This is a genomic window from Phaeodactylibacter sp. (assembly GCF_040219495.1).
Classification (GTDB): Bacteria; Bacteroidota; Bacteroidia; order Chitinophagales; family Saprospiraceae; genus Phaeodactylibacter.
The window spans coordinates 1-10,851 of record NZ_JAVJSK010000070.1 but is presented as its reverse complement, the minus strand read 5'-3'; the positions used below and the strand labels follow the sequence as shown (position 1 = coordinate 10,851).

10 protein-coding genes are annotated in these 10,851 nt (G+C 52.6%); 6 read left to right on the top strand and 4 right to left on the bottom strand.

The window, feature by feature from the left end; translation table 11 throughout:
- Positions 1-1,264 (top strand): T9SS type A sorting domain-containing protein (locus tag RIC19_RS10400; protein ID WP_350178249.1); only part of this gene is annotated, 1,264 nt, incomplete at its 5' end.
- Between the two features lie 162 nt (positions 1,265-1,426).
- Entirely contained in the window at positions 1,427-2,326 is a 900-nt protein-coding gene (locus tag RIC19_RS10395) for a hypothetical protein (RefSeq protein WP_350178248.1), read from the top strand.
- Here the strand turns inward: RIC19_RS10395 and pfkA are convergent.
- Together pfkA and RIC19_RS10385 are read right to left on the bottom strand one after the other, a co-directional pair.
- A complete protein-coding gene (gene pfkA / locus RIC19_RS10390) occupies positions 2,315-3,286 on the bottom strand; it encodes a 6-phosphofructokinase (RefSeq protein ID WP_350178250.1) in 972 nt (323 codons plus the stop codon). The two genes, RIC19_RS10395 and pfkA, sit on opposite strands and share 12 nt — an antisense overlap.
- A gap of 161 nt (positions 3,287-3,447) precedes the next feature.
- A complete protein-coding gene (locus tag RIC19_RS10385; RefSeq protein ID WP_350178247.1) occupies positions 3,448-4,287 on the bottom strand; it encodes a hypothetical protein in 840 nt (279 codons plus the stop codon).
- 303 nt (positions 4,288-4,590) lie between these two features.
- Here RIC19_RS10385 and ccsA point away from each other — a divergent pair, with 303 nt between their 5' ends.
- Together ccsA and RIC19_RS10375 are read left to right on the top strand one after the other, a co-directional pair.
- Positions 4,591-5,643 carry a cytochrome c biogenesis protein CcsA gene (gene ccsA / locus RIC19_RS10380; protein ID WP_350178246.1) on the top strand — a complete coding sequence of 351 codons (1,053 nt, stop codon included), beginning with the start codon at positions 4,591-4,593 and terminating at the stop codon, positions 5,641-5,643.
- A gap of 27 nt (positions 5,644-5,670) precedes the next feature.
- Positions 5,671-7,257 (top strand): FMN-binding glutamate synthase family protein, encoded by a 1,587-nt coding sequence (locus RIC19_RS10375; RefSeq protein ID WP_350178245.1) that lies wholly within the window; start codon positions 5,671-5,673, stop codon positions 7,255-7,257.
- 117 nt (positions 7,258-7,374) lie between these two features.
- On the opposite strand, the gene RIC19_RS10370 is transcribed toward RIC19_RS10375, so the two are convergent.
- Positions 7,375-8,235, bottom strand: coding sequence for an FRG domain-containing protein (locus tag RIC19_RS10370; protein ID WP_350178244.1), 861 nt, complete (start codon positions 8,233-8,235; stop codon positions 7,375-7,377).
- A gap of 311 nt (positions 8,236-8,546) precedes the next feature.
- A complete protein-coding gene (locus tag RIC19_RS10365) occupies positions 8,547-9,500 on the bottom strand; it encodes a D-2-hydroxyacid dehydrogenase (RefSeq protein ID WP_350178243.1) in 954 nt (317 codons plus the stop codon).
- A 239-nt stretch (positions 9,501-9,739) separates the two neighbouring features.
- On the opposite strand from RIC19_RS10365, the gene RIC19_RS10360 reads away from it, so the two are divergent.
- Positions 9,740-10,198 (top strand): hypothetical protein, encoded by a 459-nt coding sequence (locus tag RIC19_RS10360; RefSeq protein WP_350178242.1) that lies wholly within the window; start codon positions 9,740-9,742, stop codon positions 10,196-10,198.
- 223 nt (positions 10,199-10,421) lie between these two features.
- A complete protein-coding gene (locus tag RIC19_RS10355) occupies positions 10,422-10,676 on the top strand; it encodes a hypothetical protein (protein WP_350178241.1) in 255 nt (84 codons plus the stop codon).
- Positions 10,677-10,851 lie beyond the last annotated feature (175 nt).

Here is a 10,851-nt window from a genome sequence, read left to right as displayed (position 1 = left end):
TATGCGGCCTCATATTGGCGGTATCGCACCTGCGAATAATGGAGGGTATATAGTTCTTCCGCATACTGATCGTCTTAATGCCATTTTCATTAAGCTAGATGAGAACTTAAATGAAGAATTCCGCCATGAATATATCGACATTGATGATGTCAGTAATTTCGCCTATCTTGACCCTATACCCTTAGACGAGGGCTATTTGCTGTACGGGAACATAGACCGGGACAATGGGGTGCCCGACCCCTTTGTGCGCATTGTGGACGAGCAGGGGCAGACCGTGCGGCTTGATTTCTACGGGAATTATGAGGATAGAGATATCTATCAGGATGCCCAATTACTCGGCGATTCTATTTTGGTGGCAGGGGGGCAGCGGCGGGTTAGCCCAGGCTACAGTATCAACTTTTTCCACCGCATCCGCATATCTGATGGTGCCTTACTGGATAGTTGGGAGTCTTCAGTAAACGCGGACATGGGCTGGCTGCGGCAATTGGTCGCCCTGGAAGATGGGGATATTATCACCTTTGGGCAGCAGCCGCTGGAAATTATCGACTGGAACACTTATATCGTACAGCCGATACTGACCCGCCTCAACAGCAACTATGAGGTTGTTTGGCAGCGGCCGGTCTGGAGATCAGGTTACCATTCCCCAGGTCATGGTTTGTATGATATCAAGCAAGTGTCAGATGGCTACTACGTAGGGTCTGGCCACGTAAGGAGCGTTGTAGATAATGACCCAACTACAGTAGGCTGGCTCTTCAAGTTCACGGCTTTCGGGGATTCGCTCTGGTCGCGCTATTACCTCCCTCCATTTGACACTATTGACAATACACTCCTCAATGGCAGTTTTTTCTCCTTTGGGGAGCTGTCCAGCGGGAATTTAGTCAGTGGTGGAAGCGCAAGCGGCGATGGCCCTCAGCGCCGCTGCTGGATCATCAAAACGGATGCCAATGGGTGTCAGGGGGAGATGCCCTGTGAGGTGCTTACGGGCGTGGCGGAGGCAGAGCCGATGGAGGAGCCAGGTATGCGGGTGTTCCCCAATCCCACCTCCCGCCACCTCACCGTCGCCTGGCCGGGCGCAGTACCCACGGGCACTGGTTACTTTACGCTTTACAATATGCAGGGGCAGACGGTGTGGTTGGTAGCAAAACCCTGTGCTCAGGAGGTGCCGCTTTCCTTGCCGGAGCTGCCGGCAGGGGTGTATGCTTTGCGCGTGGAAGTGGAGGGGCAGGCTTGGGTGGAACGGGTGGTTATCAGGGGTAAAAGGTAAAAGGCTAAGGCTAAGGTCCAATCAGTGGCATCTTGGGGACGGATAGCCAAGCTATCCGGCTGTGGCGCATGGGCGCTGCCTGGGGCCAGTCCAGCACAACCATTTTCTATCCTCTCAGGCAATACCATTTGCCCACTCCTGCGTTTAATACCTAAAAAACGAATGGAAAAAGCCACGCCCACCCTTTGGTTCCGCATTTTACAATGGAGTGCCGCGAGTGTACTGTTCGCCCGCGGCTGGCAGCATTTGTACTGGGATGCGCCCTTTCGCACCCTGCTTTGGGATCAGGCCTGGATGGAAAGTACCGTACAAACGGTTTTGGGCATGGACTGGCAAACTTATGTCACCCATCCCGGCACTGATTGGTGGATTCAGCAGCTGGTTTTCGGCACCGGCGTATTTTATGTACTGGCTGGGATAGTCGCGGTAACCGTCCACCGCTGGGGCAGGTCTGGTCGGGTGGTGTTGTGGCTTAGCAGCTTTAGCCTGTTGGTTCTGGCTGCGCTGTACTGCAAAGACAAATTTTTTTTCCTCGGCCAGTTTTTTGAATACACGCTTCAGTTTACGGCACCGGCAGTACTGGCCTGGGTAGCGGTTGACCCAAAGAAAAGGTTCAACGGGTCCCTTTTGCTATTCCTTAAGGTAGGCATAGCACTGACCTTCACCTGCCACGGGCTGTACGCGGTGGGGTACTATCCCCGGCCTGGTTATTTTGTATTTATGGTGATGAGTATTCTGGGCGTAGACGACCTCATGGCGGCCCACTTTCTGCAAGTGGCTGCGGTGCTGGACTTCCTGCTAAGCGTACTGATCTTTTTGCCCGGCAGGATTGCCCGAATAGCCTTGGTCTACGCTGCATTTTGGGGATTGTCCACTACCCTTGCCCGTCCCTGGGCTTATGCCTATGTGGCAACCTGGGATACTGTGCTATTGCAATGGGTGCACGAAGCGGTCATGCGTTTTCCGCACTTTTTGGTGCCGACACTTGCCTTTGGGCTATCGGGCGGATTCAAACGGCTGCCCCAAATCAGACAGCAGTTTCAGTTGGTACTAAAGCGCTAGGATTTCTGCCATCCGGACCAGGTCGTTGTCCAGGTTTTTGGACTTGGTAATCGCTTCCGCGAAAGGCGTGTATTTGATTTTACCGTTGACCAGGCCGGTCATTACATTTTTCTGCCCGTTGACGAGCCCTTCGACGGCGTTGAACCCTAAGCGGCTGGACAGCACACGGTCGAGTGCCGTAGGAGACCCACCGCGCTGCAGGTGCCCGATGATCGTCACTTTTGTATCGTAGAAATCGAAAGCCTCTTTTACCTGAGCTGCAATCTCACTGGCGTTGCCATTTTTATTACCCTCGGCCACAATCACAACGCTAAACAATTTCTTACGGCGGGCACCCATCTTGAGGAATTCCACGAGCTCTTCGATGGTGGTATCCGTTTCCGGAATCATGACACTGCCCGCACCGCTCCCAATAGCTGTATTCAACGCGATAAAGCCGGAGTGCCGGCCCATGACTTCAACAAAAAACAGGCGGTTGTGGGAGTCTGCCGTATCCCGGATTTTATCCACGGCCTCGATGGCGGTGTTCACGGCGGTATCAAACCCGATGGTCATGTCGGTACCGAAAAGGTCATTATCGATAGTGCCCGGCACCCCAATGAAAGGGATATTATACTCCTCCGTAAAAACGGAAGCTCCGGTAAAGGTGCCATTGCCACCAATAGCGATACAGGCTTCAATATCATGTGCAAGCAAGGTTTCATAAGCGGCGCGCCGCCCCTCAGGGGTCATAAACCGTTGGCTGCGGGCTGTCTTCAGGATCGTCCCGCCCCGGTGGATGATGTTGCCAACATCCCGGGGCTCCAGGCGCTCCAGCTCTCCGTCTATCATGCCTTCATAGCCTCTGCGGATGCCAAAAACGTGCATATCGTTGTAAGAAGCGTTGCGCACTACCGCTCTGACTGCGGCATTCATGCCCGGGGCGTCGCCACCAGAAGTAAAGACAGCAATACGTTTGATATCCTTGCTCATTATTTTATGGTTTTCCTTATTCGTTTGGCGGAAAAGTAGGGGGCAACTTGTTTTTTGTCAGGAGCTTGCGAGATTTTGCAGCACCAAAAGTTTTCCCGTTTGTTTTTTCCTGTCGGTTACGGATGAAATCAAGCCGCCAAAATAGGAAATTATTGTTCGGTATGGAAGCGGACCAATTCGTCGATTGGTTTCTGAATGAAGTTGCCCATCTGCATATCCCGGGCATCAAGAATAATACTCAGGGTTTGCTTGAAGTAGTAGGCCACCGAGCCGATAAAGTGTACCGGCAGGCTCATATGGTTTTTATATTTGCGCACATGCCGGTCAATAAACTGCTCGAAGGAGTCAAAAAGAATGCGCTGAATAAAGGGATGGTCCTGATGATCGCCCATAAATTTGGTGAATGAAGCCAGGTAGACATTAGGGGGCTCACCGCTGTAGACGTTATCCAGGATAGACTGTTTGCCGCCATCCAGGCTCTTCTCCAGTTCATCGTAAAGCACTTTTGGCATTTCCCGGTAGAAAAAGGCACGGATCAGCCGCTTGCCCAGGTGGGTGCCAGAACCTTCATCACCCAGCAGATAGCCCAGGTTGGTCACATTATCAATCACATGCGTACCATCGTACAGGCAGCTGTTGGAGCCGGTACCGATGATGCAGGCAATGCCCGGGTCATGCCCGCAAGTGGCGCGGGCTGCACCCAGCAAGTCATGGTCCACCTCGATTTCCGCATTTTCGAAAATCCGGTCCAGCGCCTTTCGGACCACACCTTTCAGGCGCGCGTCCCAACAGCCGGCACCATAGTAAAAAACCTTTTCGGCTTTTTCCGTTGCCACTTCCCTGACAAATGACTTTTGGAGCTCATTGTAAATGACCTCCTCACTATGAAACACAGGGTTGAACCCCATCGTGGTAATACTCTGTATATCAGAGCCGCTGATCATCTTCCAGTCGGCTTTGGTAGAGCCACTATCTACTACTACTATCATGACTGTCCTGTATTAACTTGGCTAAAGGTAGTGTAAATAATACACTAAGTAAAAAATACGGTTTTAATTTTTTTTCTGCTATTGTGTTTGGTTTGTACCGGGAATCATGCCCATTTTGTTGGAAATAGCGATCGGTTGGTTCCTGCCGCAGGCTACCACCCGGGCACGGCTTTACCCCGGAGTCCGGGTATCCGTTTCAAAATGCAGCCGCGACATCTGTTCGATCTGACCAGATCGTGACAGATAGAGTTGCCTATTCCCTTAAAATATAGTTATTTCAACCTTTGATCTGAATGGATAACTATGAAAAGAAACTGGTGGAAGTTTTTAGGGGTAGTTTTGTTAGTTTACGTAATGGTGGCAGGCCTAATGGTGCCCCTGACACCGGGCATTTCCGGGGTTTCGCCCGGTAGTTTGCGTACGGGCCAGGAAGCAGTGCTTGAGGTGACAGGCTACAACTCTATGTATACCCGGAGTGATGAAGTACGGGTTTGGCTGAAAATGGACAATGAACGGGCGATTGGTGCTCAGTCCGTTCGTGTACTCGATGACCGCAGGTTGGAAGTGGTTTTCGCCATACCGCCTTACCTGCCGGCAGACCGCAAGGTGCAGGACTTTGCGCTGGTTATTGATCATCAGGCGGATGGCACGTCGGTTTTGCCCAGTGCGGTGTTTGTGACGCAGGACAGCATCGCGCCTGCACTCGGGCAGCGTGCTTTTGTCCATACCCCCATCGCAGGGCTAAACGAACGGTGGACCTTTACTTTCCCATTCCGCAATATTCTATCCGAAACGATCCGCAATACCTACTTCCATGTTCCCCTTTGGTTTGCGATGGTGTTTATTTTTATCGGTTCGGTGACGTACAGCATCCGCTACCTGCGGAATGGTGGACTGGAAGAAGACTGCCGTGCACAGGCGCTGACCAAGGTGGGCATTCTGTTGGGGGTACTGGGCCTGGTTACCGGTGCCATTTGGGCCAAAAACACCTGGGGCGCTTACTGGAGTGGAGATGTCAAGCAAAATATGACGGCTATTGCGCTGTTGATCTACCTGGCCTACTTTATCCTCAGGGCGGTCTTTGAAGACCCGGACAAGCGGGCACGTATTTCCGCCGTCTACAATATCTTTGCCTTTGCAGCCCTCATCCCGTTAATCTATGTCATTCCCCGGCTCACCGATAGCCTCCACCCCGGAGCCGGAGGCAACCCTGCTTTTGGGTCTGAAGATCTGGACAACACCATGCGCCTGGTCTTTTACCCCGCCATTATCGGCTGGACGCTGGTAGGGCTCTGGATTGGCAATTTGCTTTACCGGATGGAACGCATCCGCCTCAAATGGTTTGACCTGCTTTAAGGTCATTTTTTCAATTCCCAATAATCCATGAGAAACGAGTTTTTAGTTTTTATTTTTCTGTCCCTGGGCATCACCCTCCTGAGTGCTTACTTCTTTTGGCCGCCGATGATCTGGCTGCTGGCGGTTTTGATGCCGGTTATTATCCTGGGTATTTATGATATGGTACAGTCCCGGCACACCGTCATGCGCAACTTCCCGGTGCTGGGCAGGGGGCGTTATGTACTGGAGGAATTGCGCCCCAAGCTTTATCAATACTTCATTGAGTCGGATACGAATGGCCGGCCGATCAACCGGATTTACCGCTCTGTGGTCTATCAGCGGGCCAAGAAAGTTCGGGACACCACGCCGTTTGGTACACAGTTAGACCTTTACGAAGAGGGGTACGAATGGCTCAACCACTCTATTGCTGCAAAAGACGCCCACGATCTGGATCAGGACCCCCGGGTAACTGTAGGCAATGCTGCCTGCCGACAGCCTTACGCGGCCAGTTTGCTCAATGTCTCGGCCATGAGCTTTGGTTCACTCAGCAAGAATGCCATCATGGCGCTTAACGGAGGGGCAGAAATGGGCAGGTTTGCGCATAATACCGGTGAAGGCGGCATCAGCTCTTACCACGTCAGGCACAACGGTGACCTGATCTATCAGTTTGGTACGGGCTACTTTGGCTGCCGCACCCCTGACGGGCAGTTCTCGCCCGAAGCTTTTACGGCGCGCGTGGCATCCGACCAGATCAAAATGATCGAGGTGAAACTCTCACAGGGCGCTAAGCCAGGCCACGGGGGCATCCTTCCGGCTGCCAAGAATACGCCCGAGATTGCTGAAATCAGAGGCGTTCCGGTGGGTACGTCGGTGCTTTCACCACCCAGCCATAAGGTATTTTCCACCCCGGAAGGGCTGGTCCGCTTTATCGGGCAGTTGCGGGAGCTGTCTGGTGGCAAGCCGGTAGGTTTTAAGCTTTGTATAGGCAGCCGGTCTGAGTTTATGGCCATCTGCAAGGCGATGATTGAAGCGGACACCTATCCGGACTTCATCGCTATAGATGGGGGAGAAGGGGGCACCGGTGCTGCGCCGCCTGAGTTTTCCAACTCCGTAGGTATGCCTTTTGTGGAAGGGCTGGCTACAGCATATGACATTTTGCAAGGTTTTGGGATCAAAGAGCATATCAAGCTGTTTGCTTCGGGCAAAATCCTGACCGGCTACCACATCTTCCGGGCACTGGCACTGGGCGCTGATGCCTGCTACAGTGCACGGGCCATGATGCTGGCGCTGGGCTGTATCCAAGCTCTGGAGTGCAACAAAAACAATTGCCCCACCGGCGTAGCCACTCAGCGCCCGGAATTGGTGCAGGGCCTGGTGGTGAGCGATAAGAAAGTGCGGGTCGCCAATTTCCAGCAAGAGACCATCAAAAACTTCGTGGAGTTACTCGGTGCGGCAGGGCTGGACCATCCGGACCAGATCACGCGTCATCATATTTACCGCCGGGTAAGCATGCAGAAGGTGATGCGCTACAGTGAGCTTTTTCCGGAGCTGCCTGAGGGCTGCCTAAGGACGGCTGCTACTGTACCGGACGATTGGCAGCTGGATTGGCAGTTAGCCCGCCCCGACCGGTTCTAGCGTATCAAAAGCAGGGTGGCTAAAGATGAGCAGAAGGGACTTCTCCTCTGGCTGGGGATAACGTGCGACTTCACCGAAGTCTTACTGTATATGCGGTCTGTTTTACTTGACAAAGCATTAGGGGGCTTCTGAAGGGCGCTCTCCGTCTTCTTCGGAGGGCGTTATGCTTGTTGAAGGGGGCTCCAGCCGCACATCCCGGTAGTGGCGCTTGAGCCAGATCGCCAGCCCGTCGAGCCCGGGGAACAATACCCGCTCATTGATATTCGACTGGTCGAGCTTATCGCGGATTTCCCATTTGAGCTCCGCCGGGATGATGATCTTAAAGTACCGTACTTCTCGCCCGGTCAGCCAGTCGCTAAGGAGGGTATTGGGATTAGACATCATAGAGAATACCGCATACTGATTGACGATGCGGTCATCGATGGAGGGAGGCTCGAAGAATACCGCGAAGTCATCCTTCTTCAAATGGCTAAGCCTGGACAAACTGTCCACCGCCCGCTCCAGCATTTCAGCGGTAAAGATATGGGAGCCTTCCTCTTCGATGATCAGGGCGAGCTGATCAGGGAGGTACGTTTTGGTATCGACGTAGTTGACTGCCCAGATCGCGCCATCGCGGTCGTAGCGGTTGAAGTCATTGGTAGTGAAGTGGAGGGCCACGTAGGGCGAGTACGTCCAGTCGAGCAGGCGGGTGGGCAGGCCGTGGTGCTGTGCCAGTGCCAGCCAGTTCCAGACCGAAGTATACTCCGACCGGATTTGCTTATGCGAGTATTTACGGAAGTTCCGCAGCAAGTGTTTTTCCAGATGAGACTCTCCAAGCCGGTTGAGGGTGGAAGTCAGCTCGTAATTCATATCTTCCATGCCCCGGTAAACATAGCCCGAACGGAAGCGCTGAAGCTGATCGTTCCAGGAATCGTGGTAGAGCACATCTTGCAGTTCGCTCCAGTTTTTTACCCGGATGGTTTCCCCTTGTGTGTACATACCATAAAGGTAGGGAGATTTGAAGAGGGATGCAGGGTTGAGCACGCCTGTTCTGAAAAAAATCGCAACACGCTCTTAGAGCGTGTTGGGATTTTGCTTTTGGAGCGAACGTAGCCAAATTTTGTTCTGATCAAGGCGTGATAAGGGAACATAGCCTTAGCTACGTGACCGAAGAACAACGAAGAGCAGGGCAAAATTTGGCAAGAGCAGCCCGAAGTGTAAAATCGCAACACGCTCTTAAGGTAAATCGGAGCAACTGCCTGTTTTCTGGTGATCAATGCCGCGTCATTTGCCCTGCCGCCCGGGAGCCGTCAGCTCACTACATTCTGAGGTGCACCCTGCTGAAAGGCTTTGATATTGTTCAGGGTGATCTGCATCAGGCGCTGCCGGGATTCCAGAGCAGCCCAGGCCAGGTGGGGCGTAATGATGCAGTTGGGCGCACTCGTAAGCACGTTGCCTTCCTTTGGAGGTTCCACGCTGAGGACATCAAGCGCTGCACCGGCCAGTTGCCCTTCCTGCAGGGCGCGCTTCAGGTCAGCCTCTTGTATTAGTCCGCCCCGCCCGGTATTGATAAGGTAAGCGGAGGGTTTCATGTGTTGTAGCAGGTCTGTATTTACTATTTCGCGGTTGGCAGCAGAGAGTGGGGCGTGGAGAGAAAGGACGTCGCTCTGTTCAAACAACTCCTGCAGCGTAACAAAGGTAACACCGGGGCGGGCATCCCGTTCCGGATGTTTGTGGGTCGCCAGAACGTGCATGCCAAAAGCCTGCGCCAGGTCTGCCACCCGTTGCCCGATGCGCCCGAAGCCGTAAATGCCAAAGGTCTTTCCAGCCAGTTCAGGTAAGGTGTGCAAGGTATAGGCAAAGTCGTCGCTGCGCTGCCACTCGCCAGCCTGTACGCTGATGTTGTGGGCATATACCCGGTTGGTCAGTGCCAGCAACAACGCAAACACATGTTGGGCAACGGCGTCTGTACTGTACCCCACCGCATTGCATACCGGAATACCGCGTTCCCGGGCGGCTTGTAAATCGACGTTATTGTAACCGGTAGCGGTAACGCAAATGCACTTCAAATTGGGGAGTTGCGCCAGTTCGTTTTTCCCCAGCACCACTTTATTGACGAGAAGAATATCCGCCGTCCGTCCCCGTTCCACCACCTGTTCTTTGGGCGTAAAGTCATGGATTTCGTACTCGCCGAAGTTGCTTAGCCCTTCCCAGCTCAGGTCTCCGGGGTTAAGCGTTCTTCCGTCAAGCGCTATTATTTTCATAAGACTCGCTGTTTTGTTGTGTCAGGGTGGAAGTTACAAAAAAGCAAAACAGCAATTGTCCTGTGCTATCTTTTCAGTTGTACCTCCAGCCAGGGGGCTTCAAAGGCGTGTCCTTCCGCCAATTGGGAGAACCGTGGGGGCAAGCCTACCGCTATGACCAGTTACACCGGCTCAAGAGGATGGAAAGCTGGGATAATATTACTTTAGGAACCTATGCATGGCAAAGTGGGACGAGCCCCATGAGTACCTACAGAGTAGATACTATAAACTATGATGCGAATGGCAACATACTGAGGCTGTATAGAAAATCCTCCTCCAGCGCTTTGATGGATGACATGGAGTATAATTATGTTGCAGATAAAAACCTTCTCGACCACGTTCATGATCATGTAGGGAGCGGTGCTTTCCCTGGGGATTTTGACAGCCAATCATCTGCAAATTATGATTATGATGGCTCAGGTAACCTTGTCAATGACGCTCAAGCTGATTCTAAAATCTTTTGGAATGCTTACGGGAAAGTCACAGGGTTGAACTTTAAAACTGAAAAGAGGAGAGTGTATTTTGATTATGGACCTGACCAGAACAGGGTCAAAAAGGAGAATTATGATACGGATACAGGCTTATCGACATACACTTGGTACGTAAGAGATGCGCAGGGCAATGTTCTAGTGCTCTGTCAAGTATCAAACGACGGGTAATCTGTGGCATCTTTTTGCCCAGTTCTGCGTCACGTCCTCGCCTTGGTAGCTAAGGCTACCAGGCTCCGGGCGTTTCTTAACCTGGACAAAAGCCTGCTGACACCTTACTCCGCTTTTCATACTTGACAGAGCACTGGCAGTTTACCACCAAGACAGCGATACGGTTACGTGGTCGGAGCAGTATCTATACGGCAGTAGCCGCCTGGGGTCAGTAGAGCCCAGTGTGACCTGGCATAACGGCAACGACCTCAACGACACGCCCTATTTTAGCGACCAGGAGAAGCTTTGCATAGGCTGGAAACGGTACGAGATATCCAACCACCTGGGCAACGTCATGGCTGTGCTCAATGACCGCAAATACTACAAAGACACGGATGCCGATGACGAAGCAGAGTACTTCGACCCCGTATTCATGACGGCTACCGATTATTACCCCTTTGGTTATGAAATGTTGAGCGCCGTGGTAACCGGAAAATGATTTGCGAAATCCCGGCCTGTTGCCGGGGCCGGGCCGAAAGTATAACTTTGGAGACTACCGCTACGGTTTCTCCATTCCAGTTTGGGGTGAAGGGGCCCTAAACTGGAATCTGGAGAATGATTCCGACGGCGAGTTCAGTTCTTTGACCCACTATGATTATGGTTTCCGGATTTAT

Bases quoted from the DNA above. Each gene is read 5' to 3' on its own strand.
- RIC19_RS10360 (WP_350178242.1), top strand. From the start codon at position 9,740: ATGAGTACCTACAGAGTAGATACTATAAACTATGATGCGAATGGCAAC.
- RIC19_RS10370 (WP_350178244.1), bottom strand. From the start codon at position 8,235: ATGTACACACAAGGGGAAACCATCCGGGTAAAAAACTGGAGCGAACTG.
- RIC19_RS10375 (WP_350178245.1), top strand. From the start codon at position 5,671: ATGAGAAACGAGTTTTTAGTTTTTATTTTTCTGTCCCTGGGCATCACC.
- RIC19_RS10365 (WP_350178243.1), bottom strand. From the start codon at position 9,500: ATGAAAATAATAGCGCTTGACGGAAGAACGCTTAACCCCGGAGACCTG.
- RIC19_RS10385 (WP_350178247.1), bottom strand. From the start codon at position 4,287: ATGATAGTAGTAGTAGATAGTGGCTCTACCAAAGCCGACTGGAAGATG.
- RIC19_RS10395 (WP_350178248.1), top strand. From the start codon at position 1,427: ATGGAAAAAGCCACGCCCACCCTTTGGTTCCGCATTTTACAATGGAGT.
- ccsA (WP_350178246.1), top strand. From the start codon at position 4,591: ATGAAAAGAAACTGGTGGAAGTTTTTAGGGGTAGTTTTGTTAGTTTAC.